Raw genomic sequence first — 19670 nt, forward strand, 5'->3', positions numbered from 1 at the left:
TGATTCCGCGGTCGCCGACGACAAACGACGAAGGATAAATTCAATGCAATTGGTCAAAACCTCGCGAGACAATCTGCTGCGTCCGCTGCAAATCGTGAGCGGCATCGTGGAGCGCCGCCACACCCTCCCGATCCTGGCCAACCTGCTGATTCGCAAGTCCGGCTCGAACGTATCCTTCCTCTCGACCGACATCGAGATCCAGATCACCACGCATGCCGAATGCGGCGTGGGCAGCGACGACGTAGCCACCACCGTGGCCGCGCGCAAGCTGCTGGACATCCTGCGCGCGATGCCCGACGGCGACGTGGCACTGTCGCTCAACGACAAGCGCATGACCGTGCAATCGGGCAAGAGCCGCTTTGCACTGCAGACGCTGGCCGCGGAGGAATTCCCGACCGTTGCCGAAGCCGCCGAATTCAACGCGAGCGTGAGCCTGCCGCAGAAGACGTTCAAGCATCTGCTGGCGATGGTGCATTTCGCGATGGCCCAGCAGGACATTCGCTACTACCTGAACGGCATGCTGCTGGTGGTGGACGGCAAGAAGGTCATGGCCGTCGCCACGGACGGCCACCGCCTGGCGTACTGCGGCGTGGAGCTGGAAAACGAAGCTGCCGGCGTGGGTTCGCGCCAGGAAGTGATCATCCCGCGCAAGACCATCCTGGAACTGCAGCGCCTGCTGGAAGACACCGACGATCCCGTCCAGGTGCAGCTGGCCGCGAACCAGGTCAAGTTCTCGTTTGCCAACGTGGAGCTGATCAGCAAGCTGGTGGAAGGCAAGTTCCCTGACTTCCAGCGCGTGATCCCCAAGGGCTACAAGAACGCGTTCGCGATCGACCGCGTGCAGCTGCAACAGGCGCTGCAGCGTACCGCGATCCTGACCACCGACAAGTTCAAGGGCGTGCGTTGCATTCTGGATACGCACGTGCTGAAGATCAGCTCGACCAACGCCGACCAGGAAGAGGCGCAGGAAGAACTGGAGCTCGACTATTCGGGCGACGCGCTCGATATCGGCTTTAACGTGACCTACCTGCTCGACGTACTCGGCAACCTGAAGAGCGAACAGGTGCAGGTCAGCCTCGGCGACTCCAATTCGAGTGCGCTGATTACCGTGCCGGAAGACGACAACTTCAAGTACGTCGTGATGCCGATGCGCATTTGATGGCCAGCACCGAGTCGCCATCCATACACAATCGGGCGCACACCGCAGCAGGGGCCGGGTCCACGGGATCCGCCCCTTTTGCCGTTTTTAAGTAACCCGCAACTGCGGACGTTCCGCACCCGCCGCCGCCCGGCGCAGGTTCGGATTTCTCCGCATTTGCCGTGAGTATCGTGAGTAGGAAAACATGACCGATCAGCAGAAACCGCAGCAGGAAAACACTTACGGCGCCTCTTCGATCCAGATCCTGGAAGGCCTGGAAGCGGTGCGCAAGCGTCCCGGCATGTATATCGGCGATACGTCGGATGGCACCGGCCTGCACCACCTGGTGTTCGAGGTGCTCGACAACTCGATCGACGAAGCCCTGGCCGGCTACTGCACCGAGATCCAGGTCACGATCCATACCGACAACTCGATCTCGATCGTCGACAACGGCCGCGGCATTCCGCCTGCCGTCAAGTTCGACGACAAGCACGAGCCGAAGCGCAGCGCGGCCGAAATCGCCATGACCGAGCTGCACGCCGGCGGCAAGTTCAACCAGAACAGCTACAAGGTGTCTGGCGGCCTGCACGGCGTGGGTGTGTCGTGCGTGAACGCACTGTCGAAGTGGCTGCGCCTGACCGTGCGCCGTGACGGCCAGGTCAACCTGATCGAATTCGCCAAGGGCGAGGTGCAGAACCGCATCATCGAGACCGTGGCAGGCCCGGACGGGCAGCCCGTGGAAGTCTCGCCGATGAAGATCGTTGGCGCCACCGACAAGCGCGGCACCGAAGTGCACTTCCTGGCTGACGAGGAAATCTTCACGAACGTCGAGTTCCACTACGAGGTGCTGTCCAAGCGCATCCGCGAACTCTCGTTCCTGAACAACGGCGTCCATATCAAGCTGCTGGATCAGCGTACCGGCAAGGAAGAGGATTTCGCGTTCTCGGGCGGCGTGAAGGGCTTCGTGGAGTACATCAACCGCGCCAAGACCACGCTGCATCCGAACATCTTCTATGCGAACGCAGAGAAGGACGGCATTTCCGTGGAAGTGGCCATGCAGTGGAACGATGGCTACAACGAGCAGGTGCTCTGCTTCACGAACAACATTCCGCAGCGCGACGGCGGTACCCACCTGACCGGCCTGCGCGCGGCGATGACGCGTGTCATCAACAAGTACATCGAAGAAAACGAGATCGCCAAGAAGGCCAAGATCGAAACCAGCGGCGACGACATGCGCGAAGGCCTGGCCTGCGTGCTGTCGGTGAAGGTGCCCGAGCCGAAGTTCAGCTCGCAGACCAAGGACAAGCTGGTCTCGTCCGAAGTGCGCCTGCCCGTGGAAGAACTGGTCGGCAAGGCGCTGACGGACTTCCTGCTGGAAACGCCGAACGACGCCAAGATCATCTGCGGCAAGATCGTTGACGCCGCGCGTGCCCGTGAAGCTGCCCGCAAGGCGCGTGAAATGACGCGCCGCAAGGGTGTGATGGACGGCATGGGCCTGCCGGGCAAGCTGGCCGACTGCCAGGAGAAGGACCCGGCGCAGTCCGAACTGTTCCTGGTGGAGGGCGACTCCGCAGGCGGCTCGGCCAAGCAGGGCCGCGACCGCAAGTTCCAGGCGATCCTGCCGCTGAAGGGCAAGATCCTGAACGTGGAGCGTGCGCGTTTCGACAAGATGCTGTCCAGCCAGGAAGTGCTGACGCTGATCACTGCGCTGGGCACGGGCATCGGCAAGGAAGACTACAACCTCGAAAAGCTGCGCTACCACCGCATCATCATCATGACCGATGCGGACGTGGACGGCTCGCACATCCGCACGCTGCTGCTGACGTTCTTCTATCGCCAGATGCCGGACATCATCGAGCGCGGCTATGTCTACATCGCGCAGCCGCCGCTGTACAAGATCAAGCACGGCAAGGAAGAGCGGTACATCAAGGACGATACCGAGCTGAACGCGTACATGCTGAAGCTGGCGATGGAAAAGGCCGGCCTGGTGCGTCCGGACGGCAGCGAGATCAATGGCGATGCGCTGAGCGAACTGGCCCGCCAGTACCAGCTGACCGAAGGCGTGATCGGCCGCTTGTCGCGCATCGTCGATGCCGAGGCACTGCGCGCGATCGCCGACGGCGTGGCGCTGGATCTGGACAGTGCTGCCGCTGCCGAGGCATCGGCTGTGGCGCTCAAGGCCAAGCTTGCCGAAATGCACGCCAAGACGCTGATCGGTGCCGCCGTGAACGATGACGGCACGGCCGACGTCTACGCGCAATTCGACGAGAAGACCGACAAGCACCGCCTGATGATCGCCCGCCGCCACCACGGCAACGTGCGCCTGTCGCACCTGGATGCGGACTTCGTGCACGGCGCCGACTACGCGGCGCTGTCGCGCGCGGCCACCACGTTCCAGGGCCTGATCCCGGACGGCACCAAGGTCAAGCGCGGCGAAGGCGAAAAGCAGCGCGAGCAGACCGTGGCGGATTTCCACCAGGCCATGCAGTGGCTGCTGACCGAAGCCGAACGCGGCGTTTCGCGCCAGCGCTACAAGGGTCTGGGCGAAATGAACCCCGAGCAGCTGTTCGAAACCACGCTCGACGTGACGCAACGCCGCCTGCTGAAGGTACAGATCGAAGACGCCATCGCAGCAGACCAGATCTTCACGACGCTGATGGGCGACGAAGTGGAACCGCGCCGCAACTTCATCGAGAGCAACGCGCTGGTGGCGCGGAATATCGACGTTTGAGTGGTTGGCAGACGCATAAAGAATCCCGGCTCCGGCCGGGATTTTTTTGGCGCTTCTACGATGCCCTTCTGGGGTGGCCCGCGCTGATCAAACGATGTCTAGCGCGCGTACGAACTTCCGGTCGCGCCGGCTGCCTTCACCACACTCCTGGCAACATCCGCCAGGTCCGCGCGCAATAGCGCGCGTATTCGTCACCGAACTGCTCATGCAGCAGTGTCTCCTCGGCCCGGATGCGCGCGACCAGGGGCCATAGCATCAGCACTGTCAGCAGCACGCCCAGCACTGACCGGAACACCAGCACCCACCCCAGGGAACTGACCACGAATCCCAGGTAGCTCGGATTCCGGATCACACCGTAGATGCCGGTCGTCACGAGCGTGTGTCCGGGCTGGATGGCAACCAGCCCGCTGAACCGGTTGCCGAGAACGAATACCGGCCAAAGTCGCAACGTCCCGCCGATGACGAACAGGGCCAGGCCGATCCAGCGCACCGCTTCATCACCGATTGTCCAGAAGTTGAGCCGATCAGTCAGCGCCGGCACGTAGCCCGCCAGCAGTCCGAGCACGCCAAAGGCGATGAGTACCCAGCGGTTGCCGCGATCCTCGCGCTCCCCGGTGCTGAGGTTGCCGCCGGAGAAGATCGCGATAACGGCCATGCCCATGGTGGCAATGGCGGCGGCGGTGCGGGCGGGGTTGGCGAAGTAGGCGCCGACGCCGCCCCAGCCGGCGATGGGCAGCGCCAGGTACGCGAGCGAACCCGCAATGGTGAGGAACGCCGGGCCGGGAGTGGGTCGCATAGGGCCTCCGTCTGCAGTGGGCTTCACCTGGCAGGGTATGCCTGACGCCATGCCAGTGTCGAGCGCGTGACGCGGCGGCGATCAATGGGACAATGCCGCCTGAACCGAATTCGCACCAGACAGACCATGGCTCTTATCGATCTCAAGAACCTCCAGCAAGCCGCCCTTGCCTTTGGCGAGGCGCGCGGCTGGGGCAAGTATCACAGCCCGAAAAACCTGTCGATGGCGCTCAGCGTGGAAGTGGCCGAGCTGGTGGAAATCTTCCAGTGGCAGACCGAGGAAGAGTCGCGCGACATCATGTCGACGACCGAGCGTGCACACGTGGAGCAGGAACTGGCCGATATCACGATCTACCTGACGCAGCTGGTGACGGCGCTTGGCGTTGACCTTGATGCGGCCGTGCGCGCCAAGATGGAGATGAACGCGCGCAAGTATCCGGCGCCGGACGAAGGAAAGTAGGCAGCGGCGCGATACAGCAGGCCGCGCGCGAATCACGTGTCCGCATCCTGACAGCCGCGTGCAGCAAATACGGCTAGACTTGCTCCATCGTCTCTCGCGGAGATCGGAGCCATGGCAGCGCGCAAGCAGGGCAAGTCGTCAGGCAATGTCCACATCGGTATCGGGGGCTGGAATTTTGCGCCATGGCGCGACAATTTTTACCCGGCGGGCCTGCCGCAGGCGCGCGAGCTGGAATATGCAAGCCGTCACCTGACCGCGATCGAGATCAACAGCACCTATCACGGCACGCAGAAGCGCACGTCGTTTGCGAACTGGCGCGATGCCACGCCCGATGACTTCGTGTTCGCCGTCAAGGCGTCGCGTTTTGCCACCAACCGGCGCATCCTGGCCGAGGGCGCCGATTCGATCCACCGCTTTATCGATAGCGGCATCGCCGAGTTGCGTCACAAGCTTGGCCCCATCGTCTGGCAGTTCGCGCCGACCAAGCAGTTCGTGGCCGACGATTTCGAGGCGTTCCTGAACCTGTTGCCGGACGCGGTGGAAGGCGTGTCGCTACGCCACGTGCTGGAGGTGCGCCACGCCAGTTTCATGTGCGACGAATACCTGAAGCTGGCGCGCAAGTTCAAGGCGGCCACGGTATTCACCGATTCGCCAAAATTCCCATCGTTTGCCGATCTGACCGCCGACTTCGTCTACGCGCGCCTGATGAATGCACAGGAAAAGCTGGCGACTGGCTACGCGCCGAAGGATCTGGATCAGTGGGCCGGACGCGTGGCAAGCTGGGCCGAAGGCAAGGCGCCCGACGACCTGCCCGCTGTGGAAGCCAAACCGGGGGCAAAGCTCAAGCCGAAGGCGGTCTATCTGTTCTTTATCAACGGTGCCAAGGAGCGCGCGCCTTCTGCGGCCGGCGCGTTGCTGGATCGGCTGGGCTGGACACCGACCGAGGCGCTTCCCGTGAAGGTGGCGGTGTCGAAGGCGGCGGGCGCTGAAACATCGGCGAAGGTACCGGCAAAGAAGGCCGCGGCAAAAAAGACGCCCGCAAAGACTGCACCGGCGAAGTCCGCATCGACGAAGGCAGCCACGGCCAAGAAGGCCACAGCAAAGACGGCCACGGCGAAAAAAGCCACCAAAAAGGCCACCGCAGCCGCCACCACGCCAAAGCCTCCTGCGAAAACCGCCAACGCCAGGAAGGTAGCTGCGAAGAGATCCGCCAGTCGCGCCGCTGCGTGACGCCATGCGTGCCAGCCAGCCCCCATCCCCCGCCATAGCGCCACGGCGCGACCCGTTTTCGGCGCTGCCGCTGGAACCGATGTGGCTCGACGCGCTCGCGCAATCGGGCCACGTTGCGATGACGCCGCTGCAGTCTGCCGCCCTGCCCTTGGCGCTGGCCGGACACGACCTCATCGTGCAGGTTCGCCAGGGCGGCGGCAGTGCCACGACGCTGGCGATCGCCCTGCTCCACCGGCTTGATCCGCAGCGCTTCGACGTGCAGGCCCTGGTGCTGTGTCCCACGCGCGACCGCGCCGAGGTGGTGGCACGACGCATCCGCCAACTCGCGCGGGTGGCTGGGCAGGTCAAGGTGGCACTGCTCTGCACCGGCATGCCGATTCGATCACAAATCGATAGCCTGATCCATGGCGCGCATATTGTTGTGGGCACACCGGGGCGCATGCTTGACCATATCGATGCGGCCAGCCTGGACCTGCGCGCGGTGAACACGGTTGTTTTCGAAGCCGCCGATACGATGCTCGACATGGGGTTTGCCGACGACATCGCCTTCGTGGCCAGCCGGTGTCCGAAGTCGCGCCAGACGCTGCTGTTCCATGCGTCGCCCGATGCCGATCCGCCGCCCGACATCGCACGCCTGGCACGGCAATGGCAGCGCAAGCCGCGCGCCATCCGGTTGGCGGCGATTCAGGGACCCGCGGCGTGATGCCATGCGGCCATCCCAAAGCGGGCAACCAAGATTCGTGAAAGTCACCCTGTAAGGCGGCGCTTTCCTTTGCTAATCTGGTTAGACGCAGCAGACCCCGGGGGGCGCGGGCTTTTGCGCAGCACCGGATATCGATCGCGTCTGGGTAGCGACTGTTTCCAAAACGGCAACAAGGAGTCGGTGACATGAAGACCGCACGGCAGGTTCTGGAAAACAAGGCAAATCACGCCATTTTCAGCATTCCACCCACGGCGACGGTGTACGCGGCACTGCAGCTGATGGCCGACAAGGGCATCGGCGCGCTGCTGGTGATGGAGCACGACAAGATCGTCGGCATCCTGAGCGAACGGGATTACGCGCGCAAAGTGATCCTGATGCAACGCACGTCGCGCGAGACGCTGGTCAAGGAGATCATGACCACGGCCGTGATCTATGTGCGTGCCAACCAAGGTACCGACGACTGCATGGCGCTGATGACCAGGCATCGCCTGCGTCACCTGCCGGTGATGGAAGGCGACGCGTTGCTGGGCATGCTGTCGATCGGTGACCTGGTCAACGACATCATCAGCGAGCAGCGCTTCACCATCGAACAGCTGGAACACTACATCACGGGCGGCTCCCGCTAGCCAGCGCATCCTCGGCCCCGTATCCACCTTTCATCCCCCGGACATGTGAACGGACGTGTCCGGGGCGTCGCTTGGCCTGTCGTTTTTGTCCCATTGCCCCGATCCGGCGGGCAAACTGCCCCAGCGCAAAAATACTAAGCATGCATATAATTATGCGGTTACTGAATAAGGCCGCCTCGATGTCATGCGGCCAGATTTTTTTGTGGTCTTCGCGGCACCCAAGGCGCCGCCCGTCCCTCGTCCGCACCCATTCGCATGTCATCGCCCTCGCCTTCACAGTCCGCCGCGCTGGACGCTGCTCCGGTCATCCACGATCACGCCGCGATCATGCGCGTGATTGGCGGCATCGTGCTCTGTATCCTGCTGGCCGCCCTCGACCAGACCGTGGTGATTCCGGCCGTGCCGGCCATCGCCAATGATCTGAACGGCTTCGGCCACCTGTCGTGGATCGTCACCGCCTACCTGATCGTTTCGACGGTCACCACGCCGCTGTACGGCAAGCTGTCCGACAGTTTTGGCCGACGGCGCCTGCTGATGCTGGCGATTTCCCTATTTATTGCCGCATCGGTGGCCTGCGCGCTGGCGCAGACACTGACCCAGCTGATCCTGTTCCGCGCGCTGCAGGGCGTGGGCGGCGGCGGGCTGATGTCGCTGGCACAGGCGGCCATCGCCGATGTGGTGGCACCGCGCCAGCGCGGCCGCTACCAGGGCTATCTGGCGACGGTGTGGGCCGTCTCGTCGATTGCAGGGCCGCTGGTGGGCGGCTGGGTGTCCGATCACATGTCGTGGCGCTGGCTGTTCTGGATCAACGTGCCGCTGGGTCTGTTGGCGATGGCGATGTGCTATCGCGGCCTGGCGCACCTGCGTGCGCGTGGCGGGCGGCCGCAGGTGGACTGGCTGGGCGCGAGCCTGCTGGCGGTTGCCATCGTCGCCTTCCTGCTGGCGATGAGCTGGGCGGGCGAGGCGTTCGACTGGATCTCGCTGGAAATGGGCGGCCTGCTGCTGCTGACGCTCCTGGCCGTGGCGCTGCTGGCCTGGCAGGAGCGCCGCGCCGCAGATCCGATGCTGCCGCCGCGCCTGTTCCGCAACCGCGCCTACGTGATGGGGGTGGGCGCGTCGGCGCTGGCCGCGCTCAATATCTTCCTGTGCATCTTCGCGCTGCCCCTGCAATTCCAGCTGGTACGCGATGCCGATGCATCGACGTCGGGCCTGCTCGTGGTGCCGTTCCTGCTGTCCACGGTGGCCGGCAATTTCGTGGTGGCGTGGCTGGCGCCGCGCCTGGGCCGCATGCGCGAAATCCTGACCGGGGGCTATGTGGCCGCTGCCGTGGGGCTGGTGTCGATGGCAACGATCACGGCCGCCGTGCCCACCGCGCTGGTGCTGGTGGCGATGACGATTGCCGGTATCGGACTGGGCATGTCGATGGTGGGTACGCTGATCTCCGTGCAGAACGCATTGGAGCGCCGCGACATGGGTGCCGGCACCGGCGCGCTGCTGGTGATCCGCTCACTGGGCAGTGCCCTGGGCGGCGCGCTGGCGGGCACGCTGCTGGCGATGGAATTCCGCGATGCGCTGGCGCGTTCGGGCGTCACCCAGGCGCTGGACCTGGGTTCGCTGCGCCATGGCAGCGAGGCCATGACCCATCTGTCGCCGGCCGTACGCCAGGTGCTGGCGGGCGGCGTGGAATCGGGGTTCCACCTGATCTTCGCGGCGGGTGCGGTGGCGGCCATCATTGCGCTGGTCATCGTGCGGCGCATGCCGGACCTGGAACTGCGCAGCAGCGTGACCGAACACGCGGCCAAGATTCATATGGACTGAAGCGATGCCCGGGCCAGCGGGCGGCCGCCGCTGCCGCCCCGCGTCATGACGTGAATCGCCCGAACGCGTAGACTTTGCGGCATCAACCGAAACCGGAGCCCGTACCCATGTCTCGCGAACGCACCCTGGCAACTGCAGTCCACGTGGATCGGATGCGGCAACACCTTCAGCGCACGGCCCTGCTGGGCGCGCTGGGCCTGGCCGCCGCGGCCGCCACGCTGCCGCATCCTGCCCGCGCCGCTGACAAGCCTGCCACGGTAGCGGCGCAGCCGGCCGGCAACTGCCCGGCTTCGCTGAATTTCCGGTTCCCGCGTCTGCAGGACGAATCGCCCCAGAACCTCTGCCAGTACGCCGGCAAGGTCGTGCTGGTGGTCAACACCGCCAGCTATTGCGGGTTCACACCGCAGTACGAAGGCCTGGAGGCGCTGTACGCCAAGTACCGCGAGCGCGGTCTGGTGGTGCTGGGCTTCCCGTCGAACGACTTCTCGCAGGAACCCGGCTCGGCCAAGGAAATCTCGGACTTCTGCTACAACACCTACGGCGTCAAGTTCCCGATGCTCGGCAAGTCCCACGTGCGCGGCGGCGAAGCCAATCCGATGTACGTGATGCTGTCGAAGGAAACCGGCACCGCGCCGAAGTGGAATTTCTACAAATACCTGATCGACCGCAAGGGCCAGGTCGTGGGCAGCTACAACAGCATGGTCAAGCCCGACGACAAGCAGTTCGTCGCCAAGATCGAAGAGCTGCTGTCCACGCGCTGAGGCGCGTTTGGCCGGGCGTGCGTCCGGCCAGTTCCAGGCGCTTTAAAGGATTCTTGATTCACATCAATTGAAAACACCGCGCAACTGAGTACTTTCGCCGCTTAAAAATAACCACAAGCGGAAGAGGGAGTCATGAGCAAGGTGCTTTACGAATCCAACGGGCATGTCTGCCTGGCATTTACGGACCTGGTCGACGACACGCACGGAGCGGCGGTGCAAAGCAACCAGTTTCTGGTGGTCGACCACGGCCATGCGGCGCTGATCGATCCGGGCGGGCAGATGACGTATAGCGAGCTATACATGACCATCAGCCGCTATTTCCCGCCCAAGCAGCTCGATTACGTGCTGGCGTCGCACGCCGATCCGGACATCGTGGCGTCGGTGGGGCGCTGGCTGACGGCATCCGACAGCCGCGTGCTGATTTCCGAGGTCTGGGCCCGCTTCCTGCCGCATTTCTGCCAGAGCGGCAAGACGGCCGGGCGCATCGTCCCGATTCCCGATACGGGCGTGGTGGTGCCGCTGGGCAAGTCGTCGATCACGGCGGTGCCGGCCCATTTCCTGCATTCCGAGGGCAACTTCCAGTTCTACGATCCGGTCAGCAAGATTCTGTTCTCGGGCGATCTGGGGGCGTCGATGACGTCTTCGGACGAAGCCGGCGGGGAGGTGACCGACTTCGACGCCCACGCGGCACGCATGCTGGGCTTCCATCGCCGCTACATGAGCGGAAACCGCGCGTGCCGGCTCTGGGCCGCCATGGCGCGCACGCTCGATATCCAGTGGATCGTGCCGCAGCACGGGCCGTCGTTCCGGGGCCGCGAGATGGTGGCGCGGTTCATCAACTGGGTCGACCAGCTCCAGTGCGGGCTGGACCTGATCGACGCCAGCCACTATCGCGTACCCACGCAGGTCCTGGGCTGACGGCCCCGGGGGACCGACCTCAGTCGCGCACCAGGCCTTCGGCCCGCATCGCTGCCTGCACGGCCGGGCGGGCGGCCACGCGCGACAGGTATTCCTGCAGCCTGGGGTACGCGTCGAGCGACAGGTGCAGCAGCCGGGCCCATCCGACGATCGTGAAGCAGTACGCATCGGCCACGCTGAACTGGTTGCCCAGCAGGTAGTCGCGCGACGCCAGGTGGCCGTCCAGTTCGGCAAAGCGCTTGTGCAGCTTTGCCTTGCAGGCTTCGACGGCGCTGGCGTCGGTTTCCTTGTGCCACAGCCACGGGCTGAACACCTTGTGCAATTCGGTCGAGATCAGGGTCAGCCAGCCCACGGCCTCGAGCCGGGCCTGCGTGCCGGGTGCGGGCAGCAGGTGGCGCTCGGGCACCTGGTCGGCGATGAACTGGAGCAGGGCGGATGCCTCGCTGTGGCGCGATCCGTCATCGAGCTGCAGCAGTGGCACGTAGCCGCGCGGGTGGATGGCGTAGTAGTCGTTGGTGCCGTTCTCGGGCTCGGCCAGCGTGTGATGGATCAGGTCGACGCGGGCCAGCGTGACGGGCAGGCCGGCTTCGCGCAAGGCGATATGGACAGCCATCGAGCAGGCGGCGGGCGAGTAGTAGAGCTTCATGGAATTCCTTGGGGGATGGGCACGCCGCGGGCTGCGGCGTGCTGTGAGGGCAGTCTAGGCAGCAGGCCGGCTCCCCACAATGCGTGGCGATGCACAGCGGGTATGCAAAGATGCATGGCCTGCATGACGTGGCCGGCGGAGGACGGGCACGCTGCGGCTGCACGTCCGCCTCTGGCTTGCGATATGCTCGCGAGGCTGACCTGACCACCCGAGGAGAGGAGACAAGATGAAGCTAGTTCGCGTAGGAAACCCCGGTACCGAGCGTCCGGGCCTGGTTGATCGTGACGGCCGCGTGCGCGACCTGTCCGGCGTGATCGGCAATATCGGCCCCGGCGAGCTGGCGCCGGCGGCGCTGGCCCGGCTGGCGGCGATCGACCCGGCAACGCTGCCCGTGGTGGAGGGGCAGCGCCATGGCGTGCCCTGGACCGGCATCGGCAAGATCATCGCCATCGGCCTGAACTACGCGGACCATGCCGCAGAAGCCGGCATGCCCCTGCCCGCCGAACCCATCGTGTTCCTGAAGGCGAATACGTCGCTGAACGGCCCCAACGACGCCGTGATGCTGCCATTCGAGTCGCAGAAGTCGGACTGGGAGGTGGAACTGGGCGTGGTCATCGGCACCACGGCGCGCAATGTGGCGAAGGCTCATGCGCTGGAGCATGTGGCGGGGTACTGCGTGGTGAACGATGTGTCCGAGCGCGAATTCCAGCTGGAGCGCGGTGGCACGTGGGACAAGGGCAAGGGCTGCGACACGTTCTGCCCGGTGGGACCGTGGCTGGTCACCCGCGACGAGGTGCCCAATGCCCAGAAACTGGGCATGTGGCTGGACGTCAACGACGAGCGCATGCAAAAGGGCAGCACCGCGACGATGGTCTTCGATGTGGCTACCGTGGTCAGCTACGTGAGCCGTTTCATGACGCTGGAACCCGGCGACCTGATCGCCACCGGCACGCCGCCCGGCGTGGGCATGGGGTTCAAGCCGCCGCGCTACCTGAAGGCCGGGGATGTGATGCGCGTGGGCATCGAGGGCCTGGGCGAACAGCGCCAGGAAGTCGTGGCGTACGGCGAACGCTAGATTCTGCGATGTGAAAAATGCGGGGCGAACTCGTGGCTTCGCGAGGTTCCCCGCTGAAACATCGTCTTGCAAAGCGTCGCGTTTTCAAACAAAGCGTCCGTTAAGGGCAACAGTTTTAAGGCCATTTGGGGCGCTTTCGCACGAAATCGGCATTCAGGGTTTTACCTCTGCGGGGTGCGTGAAATACTGTTCCTACATGATGTCTGCCAAATAAGAGCAATGCCATGTCTGAACACGCCCCCGAAATCGAGTCGATATTGAAGACCGTCTCGGTCAGCCTCGCCAGGAACGGTCCCACCCGCACCTTCTGCACCCTGCATGACACGCTCGACTCGCGTGACGAACTGCAGGACATCCGCCGCAGCATCCACCAGCATCCCGAACTCGCCTTCAACGAAGTCCGCACCGCGGAGCTTGTCGCCAGCAAGCTCGAAGGGTGGGGCTACGCCGTGACACGCGGCGTGGGCGGCACCGGTGTGGTGGCCACGCTGCGCTCGGGCAGCGGCAAGCGCAGTGTCGGCATCCGTGCCGACATGGACGCGCTGCCGATCCACGAACGCACGAACCTGCCATACGCCAGCGTGCATGAAGGCAAGATGCACGCCTGCGGGCACGACGGCCACACCACCGTGCTGCTGGGCGCGGCGCGCCAGCTTGCCCGCACGCGCCACTTCAACGGCACCGTCAACCTGATCTTCCAGCCTGCCGAGGAGATTGGTGCGGGCGGCGGAGCCGAGCGCATGCTGGCCGATGGCCTGTTCGAACGGTTTCCGTGCGACGCCATCTTTGGCCTGCATAACCACCCTGGCGTGGAAGCCGGCACGTTCATGTTCCGCGCCGGGCCGTTCATGGCCGCGTGCGACACGGTGACGATCACCATTCGCGGCAAGGGCGGCCACGCGGCGCGCCCGCACCAGTCGATCGACCCGATCCTGGTGGCTGGCAGCCTGGTGATGGCGCTGCAGTCGATCGTGGCGCGCAACGTCGACCCGAACGAGACCGCCGTGGTCACCATCGGCACGCTGCACGCGGGCCACGCACCAAACGTGATCCCGGACAGCGCGCGCATGGAAATCAGCGTGCGGTCGTTTAGCGCCGAGGTGCGCGCGTCGATGGAAGCGCGTATCCGCCAGCTGGTCACCGCGCATGCCGAAGGCTATGGCGCCACGGCCGAGATCGACTACGTGCGCGGCTATCCGGTGCTGGTCAACAGCGAGGCGGAGACCGAATTCGCCCGGCAGGTGGCCGAGGAACTGGTGGGTCCGGAGCGTGCGATCGGCAATTTCCATCGCATCGCGGGCAGCGAGGACTTCGCGTACTTCCTGCAGCAGCGTCCGGGCTGCTTCGTGCGGATGGGCAACGGCGCCAACCAGCCGCTGCTGCACAACGCCGGCTACGACTTCAATGACGACAACCTGACCGTGGGTGCGGCGTACTGGACGCGTCTGGTGGAACGCTATCTGGCGGAATAAGCGTCGATCTGTGCGATCGACAAGCCGCCAGGGCAGGGCGGGTCACTTGAAAAAGGCGCTCGGCGGCACGCCAAACTGCCGCCGGAACATCGTCGCAAACGCGCTCGGGCTGTCGTAGCCCATGTCCAGCGCCACATCCACCACCTTGTCGCCGGCCGCCAGGCGTTCCAGCGCCGCCAGCAGCCGCGCCTGCTGGCGCCACTGGCCGAACGTCATTCCTGTTTCGCGGGCAAAGCGCCGCTGGATCGTCTTGGGATCCACGCCCAGGCGCGTGCCCCAGTCGGCCAGGGTCAGGTCGGTGTCGGGCTCGCCCACGATCTGGTCGCAGATCGTGCGCAGGTCCGCATCGGTGGGGCGCGGCAGGTGTAGCGGCAGCGTGGGCACCAGCTTCACCTCGTCGAGCAACAGCCGCATCAGGCGGCCATCCCGCGAATCCATGGTGTAGAGCGGCGGCACGTCGATAGCCGCCAGGATCAGTTCGCGCAGCAGCGGAGAAATGCCCAGAACGGTACATTGGGTGGGCAGGTCGGGTGCGGCATCGGGACGGATATAGGCGGTGCGCATCTGCACGCGGCCCACCATGCGGATCCAGTGCGTGGTGCCGCCCGGCATCCACATGCCGCGCGTGGGCGGCACGGTCCATTGCCCTTCGGCCGTCGAGACCACCATCACACCATGCATGGCATGGATCAGTTGGGCATGCGGGTGCTGGTGGGGCTTGGTGACATGCCCGGGCACGTAGTCGGCGGCCATGGCCGCGACCGGCATCGGGCTGCGGTCGTACTGGATATAGGCCGGGCGCTCGGCATAGGTGTCGGCGCGGGCGTCCATGGCGGGGTCGCGCGGCGCGTCGGCGGGCAGGGGTTTGCTGCCCGGGGTGCCGCGGTCGACCCATGCAATGCGAGCGGCGGGGGACTTCGGTGATTCGGACGGCTTGCGGCGTTGCGGCGGTCGCTGGGTACCCGGCATGTCCTTTTCTCCAAGGTTGCGGCCTCATTCTCGCAGGACAGGCGCGGATTTGCCAATTAGCATCGTCACTCCTCCCCAATCCCGTCGAAACGGGCAGCGGGAAGATTCCAGAGAAGAGAACCGGCCAATGCGCCCCCGACCATGAGCACAACCGTCAATTCCGCCGCCGCTGCGGCGCCCCGCGAGGAGGGCACGCGCTTCCGCGTGCTGTACGCGATCAGTTTCGCGCACTTCCTCAACGACATGATCCAGTCGCTGATCCTTGCCATCTATCCGATGCTAAAGGGCGGCTTCAACCTGAGCTTCACGCAGATTGGCCTGCTGACGCTGACGTACCAGATCACTGCGTCGCTGCTCCAGCCGATCGTGGGCCTGTACACGGACAAGCATCCCAAGCCCCATTCGCTGGCGATCGGCATGGGCTTCACGCTGGGCGGTCTGCTGCTGCTGTCGGTGGCGCCAAGCTACGGCGTGCTGCTGGTGGCGGCGGCCCTGGTGGGTACCGGCTCGTCGATCTTCCATCCGGAGTCGTCGCGCGTGGCGCGCCTGGCGTCGGGCGGCCAGCACGGGCTGGCACAGTCGATCTTCCAGGTGGGCGGTAATGGCGGAAGTGCCATGGGTCCGCTGCTGGCGGCGTGGATCGTCCATACGCAGGGCAGCGTGGCGTGGTTCTCGCTGGCGGCGCTGCTGGCCATTGCGGTGCTGTGGCAGATCGGCGGCTGGTACGGCCGGCATCTGGCCGAGCGCGCCGCGAAGAAGAAGGCCGCTCCCGGTGCGGTCAGCAAGCTGCCGACGTCGACCGTCGTGCGCGCCATGACGGTGCTGCTGCTGCTGATCTTTTCGAAGTATTTCTATATGGCGAGCCTGAACACGTACTACACGTTCTACCTGATGGAGAAGTTCGGGCTGACGCGCCAGACATCGCAGGTCTACCTGTTCCTGTTCCTGTTCGCGGTGGCGGCGGGCACCATCCTGGGCGGCCCGATCGGTGACCGCATCGGCCGCAAGCGCGTGATCTGGGCGTCGATCCTGGGCGTGGCGCCGTTCACGCTGATGCTGCCGCACGCCAACCTGTTCTGGACGGCCGTGCTGACGGTTGTCATCGGCTTTATCCTGGCGTCGGCGTTCTCGGCCATCCTGGTGTTCGCCCAGGAGCTGATTCCGGGCAAGGTGGGCATGGTGTCGGGCCTGTTCTTCGGCTTTGCGTTCGGCATGGGCGGCATTGGCGCCGCCGTGCTGGGCAAGCTGGCCGACGCGCATGGCATCGAATCGGTCTACCAGTTCTGCGCCTACCTGCCGCTGCTGGGCCTGCTGGCGGTGTTCCTGCCGGACCTGCGGGCGCGGGCCAAGGCAGCCTGACTGCCCATGACCGTTTTGCCCTCTCCCGCCGTGCGGGAGAGGGGGGCAAAGGTGCCGGCGCTTCTTACTTCCCGGCCTTGTCCTGCGACACGTCCATGATCATGCGTGTCAGCAGGTACAGGCGCGGCGTCACCGAGTTCAGATCCACGTATTCGGCGTCGTTCGAATGCGCGCCGAAGCCGCGCAGGCCGAAGCGCTCGATCACCGGGGCCTTGGTGGCTGCCGCGGCAAACGCGGCGTCGGTGCCACCGCCTTCGGCCGTGTCGTAGACCGCCAGCTTTTCACCGATTTCCGCATAGATGCCCTGGGCGTGGGCGGCCAGGGCACGGGCGGCCGGCGTGACCTCCAGCGGCGGCCGGCGGCGCTCGAACTTGACCGCGACCCTGGTGTCGGGGATCAGCGTCTTGCGAGTGCGCTCCTGCAGCGTTTTCTCAAGGCCCTCGTAGTCGGCGGTGCGCAGCACGCGCACGTCGGCCTGTGCGGTAGCCACGGCGGGAATCACGTTGCGGTTGGTTCCAGCCTGCGACAGCGTCCAGTTGACCTTCAGCCCGGTGTCCGGATTCGACAGGTCGCGCATCTGCAGGATCTGGTGCGACATCTCATACAGCGCGTTCCGGCCGAGTTCCGGCGAGCTGCCCGCGTGCGACGACTTGCCTTCCACCTTGAGCGCGATGGCGCCGATGCCGCTGGTCGCCAGCGACAGGCGGTCGCCGGTCACGCGCGTGGCCTCGCAAGAGAACACCGCGTCCTGCTCCGAGCCCAGTTTGGTCATCATCGCGCGGGCACCCGGCGAGCTGATTTCCTCGTCGCCGTTGATCAGCACGGTCAGCGTGCCGTAATCCTTGAAATTCAGCTTCTGCAGGATCGCCACGGTGTGCAGGATCACGGCCACGCCGTTCTTGTCGTCGGCAATGCCCAGGCCGTAAGCCTTGTCGCCTTCGACGCGGAACGGCTGCTGCGCCAGCATGCCGCGCAGGTACACGGTGTCCATGTGGGCGATCAGCATGATCTTGCGCTTGCCCGTGCCCTTGAATGTGGCATGCACCATCTTGCCCACCTTCTCGGGCGTGTCCTCCATGCGGTAGACCTCGGTGGGCTCCACCAGCTTCGCGTCGCCACCCATGGCGGCCAGCCGGTCGCGGATCAGGTTGGCAATGCGGTCCAGGCCTTCGATGTCCTTGCTGCCGGACTCGATCGACACCAGGTCCTTCATGGTGCTGATCAGCGCGGGCTTCTCCTGCTGGGCAAGCTGATAGACGGGCTCGACCGGCGCGGCTGCCGCGGTACCGGCGAACAGCGCGGCGGCCAGCGCAACCGACGACAGGGTGACAAGACGATGACGAAACACGGGGTGGGGGGCAGACACGAAACGACTCCTCTTTTCTTTCTGGTGGTGTGAAGCCCACATGTTGCGCGCGCAACGCACACCGGTCCAGTACCCTGGCATCGGTTTTGCGGCATCATCTCGGTCATGAAGTCAGCCGTGCCCCCGTCCTCCGCATTGCCCGCCATGTCTGCCCGCCCCGCCTGCGCCCACTGCCTTGCCCTGGCCGAAGATCCGCGCCGCCGCGAGCCGCACCCGTGCCTGACGCTGCGCAACACCGCGCCGCTGGTCAGCCAGAGCGCCGCCGGCGTGCCCTTCAGCATGATGTCGTTCACCTGCCGCGAATGCGGCACGGCTTGGCGGCTCTATGACCGGGCCAATGAGCTTTTCGTGTCGTGGGTGCCCGAGCACCCGCTGGTGCGATAGCCATTGCGGCGCCCGCCGGTGCGATAGCCGCCCGCCCGGCATGGGCGACGTAGCCGATCAGCTAAAATAGCGCTTGGCTGGACTTCGCCGACGCATGCCGTCCGGCTGCCAGACGCTGTTCCCTACGCGCCGCACAGGCGCCCATCCCACGTATTTCCCGCTTCCGAAGCCCGATCATGGCCGTTTTCCGCCTTTTGCCGCTGCGCGCCGCCTGCCTCGCCATCACGCTGATGGCCTCCGCTGCTGCCCCCACCCTTGCCGCCGACAACTATCCGAGCCGGCCGATCCGCATGATCGTGGCCTATCCCACCGGCGGCATCAGTGATGCCGTGGCGCGCGCACTGGGCGAGAAGCTCTCGGTGCAGATGGGTACGTCGGTGGTGGTGGAAAACAAGGCCGGCGCCGGTGGCAGCATTGGCATTGACGCCGTCGCCAAGGCCGCGCCCGATGGCTACACGCTTGGTTTCGCGTCGACCAGCCCGCTGACGCTGAACCCGCACGTGGGCCGCGTCAACTATGACCCGCAGCGCGATGTGGCGCCGGTCATGAGCGTGATGTACTCGCCCGTGCTGGTAATCGCCACGCCGAGCTTTACCGGCAAGACGTTCCAGGACCTGATCGCGCAGTCGAAGGCCAAGCCGGGCTCGGTGCGCTGGGCCACGTCCGGCCTGGGTACGGTGGGCCACGTGATGCTGGAGCAGGTCCGCTCGAAGTCCAGGGCCGATATCACGCTGATTCCGTACAAGGGCGCGGGCCAGCAGATGAACGACGCGCTGGGCGGCCAGTTCGAGGTGATGAGCACCAACGCCAGCCCGATGCTGACGCAGCATATGCAGGCTGGCCGCCTGCGGGCCATCGCCGTGGGCGCGCCCAAGCGGCTCGACAGCCTGCCCAATGTGCCAACCTTCGACGAACTGGGCTATCCGAAGGCCAACCTGACGTCGACGTTCGGCATCTTCGCGCCGGGCAAGACGCCGGCGGCCATCATCGACAAGCTCAACGCCGAACTGAACAAGGCGCTGGCCGAGCCCGAGGTGCGGGACCGGCTGATGCGCGGCGGCGAGGTGCCCACCGGCGGCTCGGCGGCGCAGTTTGCCAAGGCCATCCACGCCGAATCGCAAGAGAACGCCCGCATCGTCAAGGAAGCGGGCATCAAGGCGGACTAAGCCGGCTGAGTGGATTGACCGGGCTTGGGGCAGGGCGCACGGTCCTGTCGCCG

Annotated in this window: 17 protein-coding genes and 1 pseudogene; 14 read left to right on the forward strand and 4 right to left on the reverse strand. The window is 65.2% G+C overall.

Going from position 1 to position 19670, the window contains the following annotated elements; genetic code table 11:
- The first annotated feature begins 43 nt into the window (after positions 1 to 43).
- The gene (dnaN, locus tag A9J21_RS09685; protein WP_066734617.1) at positions 44 to 1159 is read left to right on the forward strand and encodes a DNA polymerase III subunit beta; all 1116 of its coding nucleotides are present in this window, start codon (positions 44 to 46) and stop codon (positions 1157 to 1159) included.
- 184 nt (positions 1160 to 1343) lie between these two features.
- Positions 1344 to 3869 carry a DNA topoisomerase (ATP-hydrolyzing) subunit B gene (gene gyrB, locus A9J21_RS09690; RefSeq protein ID WP_066734620.1) on the forward strand — a complete coding sequence of 842 codons (2526 nt, stop codon included), beginning with the start codon at positions 1344 to 1346 and terminating at the stop codon, positions 3867 to 3869.
- A gap of 136 nt (positions 3870 to 4005) precedes the next feature.
- Here the strand turns inward: gyrB and A9J21_RS09695 are convergent, their stop codons facing one another.
- Entirely contained in the window at positions 4006 to 4665 is a 660-nt protein-coding gene (locus A9J21_RS09695) for an isoprenylcysteine carboxylmethyltransferase family protein (protein WP_066734623.1), read from the reverse strand.
- A 126-nt stretch (positions 4666 to 4791) separates the two neighbouring features.
- Here A9J21_RS09695 and A9J21_RS09700 point away from each other — a divergent pair, with 126 nt between their 5' ends.
- The 7 genes and pseudogenes from A9J21_RS09700 (at position 4792) to A9J21_RS09730 (ending at position 11180) form a co-directional block, all read left to right on the forward strand.
- The gene (locus A9J21_RS09700; protein WP_066734625.1) at positions 4792 to 5124 is read left to right on the forward strand and encodes a nucleotide pyrophosphohydrolase; all 333 of its coding nucleotides are present in this window, start codon (positions 4792 to 4794) and stop codon (positions 5122 to 5124) included.
- 111 nt (positions 5125 to 5235) lie between these two features.
- Positions 5236 to 6063: pseudogene (locus A9J21_RS09705) on the forward strand (DUF72 domain-containing protein); the annotation flags it as partial.
- Positions 6064 to 6358: 295 nt separating this feature from the next.
- Positions 6359 to 7057: a DEAD/DEAH box helicase gene (locus A9J21_RS09710; protein WP_066734627.1), complete on the forward strand. Its 699-nt coding sequence runs from the start codon at positions 6359 to 6361 to the stop codon at positions 7055 to 7057.
- Positions 7058 to 7242: 185 nt separating this feature from the next.
- Positions 7243 to 7683, forward strand: a complete 441-nt coding sequence (locus A9J21_RS09715) for a CBS domain-containing protein (RefSeq protein WP_066734629.1) — start codon at positions 7243 to 7245, stop codon at positions 7681 to 7683.
- A gap of 327 nt (positions 7684 to 8010) precedes the next feature.
- Positions 8011 to 9501 (forward strand): MDR family MFS transporter, encoded by a 1491-nt coding sequence (locus tag A9J21_RS09720; RefSeq protein WP_066734960.1) that lies wholly within the window; start codon positions 8011 to 8013, stop codon positions 9499 to 9501.
- 107 nt (positions 9502 to 9608) lie between these two features.
- Complete coding sequence (locus tag A9J21_RS09725) at positions 9609 to 10262, forward strand: glutathione peroxidase (RefSeq protein WP_066734634.1); 654 nt, start codon at positions 9609 to 9611, stop codon at positions 10260 to 10262.
- Positions 10263 to 10394: 132 nt separating this feature from the next.
- The gene (locus tag A9J21_RS09730; protein WP_066734637.1) at positions 10395 to 11180 is read left to right on the forward strand and encodes an MBL fold metallo-hydrolase; all 786 of its coding nucleotides are present in this window, start codon (positions 10395 to 10397) and stop codon (positions 11178 to 11180) included.
- Positions 11181 to 11199: 19 nt separating this feature from the next.
- Here the strand turns inward: A9J21_RS09730 and gstA are convergent, their stop codons facing one another.
- Positions 11200 to 11826 (reverse strand): glutathione transferase GstA, encoded by a 627-nt coding sequence (gene gstA, locus A9J21_RS09735; RefSeq protein WP_066734640.1) that lies wholly within the window; start codon positions 11824 to 11826, stop codon positions 11200 to 11202.
- Positions 11827 to 12052: 226 nt separating this feature from the next.
- Here gstA and A9J21_RS09740 point away from each other — a divergent pair, with 226 nt between their 5' ends.
- Positions 12053 to 12901, forward strand: coding sequence for a fumarylacetoacetate hydrolase family protein (locus A9J21_RS09740; protein ID WP_066734641.1), 849 nt, complete (start codon positions 12053 to 12055; stop codon positions 12899 to 12901).
- Between the two features lie 224 nt (positions 12902 to 13125).
- Positions 13126 to 14373, forward strand: coding sequence for a M20 aminoacylase family protein (locus tag A9J21_RS09745; protein ID WP_066734644.1), 1248 nt, complete (start codon positions 13126 to 13128; stop codon positions 14371 to 14373).
- A 42-nt stretch (positions 14374 to 14415) separates the two neighbouring features.
- Here the strand turns inward: A9J21_RS09745 and A9J21_RS09750 are convergent, their stop codons facing one another.
- A complete protein-coding gene (locus A9J21_RS09750) occupies positions 14416 to 15234 on the reverse strand; it encodes a helix-turn-helix domain-containing protein (RefSeq protein WP_066734963.1) in 819 nt (272 codons plus the stop codon).
- Between the two features lie 249 nt (positions 15235 to 15483).
- Here A9J21_RS09750 and A9J21_RS09755 point away from each other — a divergent pair, with 249 nt between their 5' ends.
- Positions 15484 to 16701, forward strand: a complete 1218-nt coding sequence (locus tag A9J21_RS09755) for an MFS transporter (RefSeq protein ID WP_066734647.1) — start codon at positions 15484 to 15486, stop codon at positions 16699 to 16701.
- A gap of 64 nt (positions 16702 to 16765) precedes the next feature.
- On the opposite strand, the gene A9J21_RS09760 is transcribed toward A9J21_RS09755, so the two are convergent.
- Positions 16766 to 18109: a M20/M25/M40 family metallo-hydrolase gene (locus A9J21_RS09760; RefSeq protein ID WP_082926326.1), complete on the reverse strand. Its 1344-nt coding sequence runs from the start codon at positions 18107 to 18109 to the stop codon at positions 16766 to 16768.
- A gap of 63 nt (positions 18110 to 18172) precedes the next feature.
- Between A9J21_RS09760 and A9J21_RS09765 the strand changes: the two genes are divergently transcribed.
- Both A9J21_RS09765 and A9J21_RS09770 read left to right on the forward strand, forming a co-directional pair.
- Complete coding sequence (locus tag A9J21_RS09765) at positions 18173 to 18451, forward strand: hypothetical protein (protein WP_404851360.1); 279 nt, start codon at positions 18173 to 18175, stop codon at positions 18449 to 18451.
- A 176-nt stretch (positions 18452 to 18627) separates the two neighbouring features.
- Complete coding sequence (locus tag A9J21_RS09770) at positions 18628 to 19617, forward strand: tripartite tricarboxylate transporter substrate binding protein (protein ID WP_066734654.1); 990 nt, start codon at positions 18628 to 18630, stop codon at positions 19615 to 19617.
- Positions 19618 to 19670 lie beyond the last annotated feature (53 nt).

The organism is Cupriavidus sp. D384 (assembly GCF_001652915.1).
In the GTDB taxonomy this organism is placed as follows: Bacteria; Pseudomonadota; Gammaproteobacteria; order Burkholderiales; family Burkholderiaceae; genus Cupriavidus.

What these genes read in the sequence shown, in the direction of transcription:
- dnaN (WP_066734617.1), top strand. Translation starts at nt 44, where the DNA reads ATGCAATTGGTCAAAACCTCGCGAGACAATCTGCTGCGTCCGCTGCAA.
- gyrB (WP_066734620.1), top strand. Translation starts at nt 1,344, where the DNA reads ATGACCGATCAGCAGAAACCGCAGCAGGAAAACACTTACGGCGCCTCT.
- A9J21_RS09695 (WP_066734623.1), bottom strand. Translation starts at nt 4,665, where the DNA reads ATGCGACCCACTCCCGGCCCGGCGTTCCTCACCATTGCGGGTTCGCTC.
- A9J21_RS09700 (WP_066734625.1), top strand. Translation starts at nt 4,792, where the DNA reads ATGGCTCTTATCGATCTCAAGAACCTCCAGCAAGCCGCCCTTGCCTTT.
- A9J21_RS09710 (WP_066734627.1), top strand. Translation starts at nt 6,359, where the DNA reads ATGCGTGCCAGCCAGCCCCCATCCCCCGCCATAGCGCCACGGCGCGAC.
- A9J21_RS09715 (WP_066734629.1), top strand. Translation starts at nt 7,243, where the DNA reads ATGAAGACCGCACGGCAGGTTCTGGAAAACAAGGCAAATCACGCCATT.
- A9J21_RS09720 (WP_066734960.1), top strand. Translation starts at nt 8,011, where the DNA reads ATGCGCGTGATTGGCGGCATCGTGCTCTGTATCCTGCTGGCCGCCCTC.
- A9J21_RS09725 (WP_066734634.1), top strand. Translation starts at nt 9,609, where the DNA reads ATGTCTCGCGAACGCACCCTGGCAACTGCAGTCCACGTGGATCGGATG.
- A9J21_RS09730 (WP_066734637.1), top strand. Translation starts at nt 10,395, where the DNA reads ATGAGCAAGGTGCTTTACGAATCCAACGGGCATGTCTGCCTGGCATTT.
- gstA (WP_066734640.1), bottom strand. Translation starts at nt 11,826, where the DNA reads ATGAAGCTCTACTACTCGCCCGCCGCCTGCTCGATGGCTGTCCATATC.
- A9J21_RS09740 (WP_066734641.1), top strand. Translation starts at nt 12,053, where the DNA reads ATGAAGCTAGTTCGCGTAGGAAACCCCGGTACCGAGCGTCCGGGCCTG.
- A9J21_RS09745 (WP_066734644.1), top strand. Translation starts at nt 13,126, where the DNA reads ATGTCTGAACACGCCCCCGAAATCGAGTCGATATTGAAGACCGTCTCG.
- A9J21_RS09755 (WP_066734647.1), top strand. Translation starts at nt 15,484, where the DNA reads ATGAGCACAACCGTCAATTCCGCCGCCGCTGCGGCGCCCCGCGAGGAG.
- A9J21_RS09760 (WP_082926326.1), bottom strand. Translation starts at nt 18,109, where the DNA reads ATGTGGGCTTCACACCACCAGAAAGAAAAGAGGAGTCGTTTCGTGTCT.
- A9J21_RS09765 (WP_404851360.1), top strand. Translation starts at nt 18,173, where the DNA reads ATGAAGTCAGCCGTGCCCCCGTCCTCCGCATTGCCCGCCATGTCTGCC.
- A9J21_RS09770 (WP_066734654.1), top strand. Translation starts at nt 18,628, where the DNA reads ATGGCCGTTTTCCGCCTTTTGCCGCTGCGCGCCGCCTGCCTCGCCATC.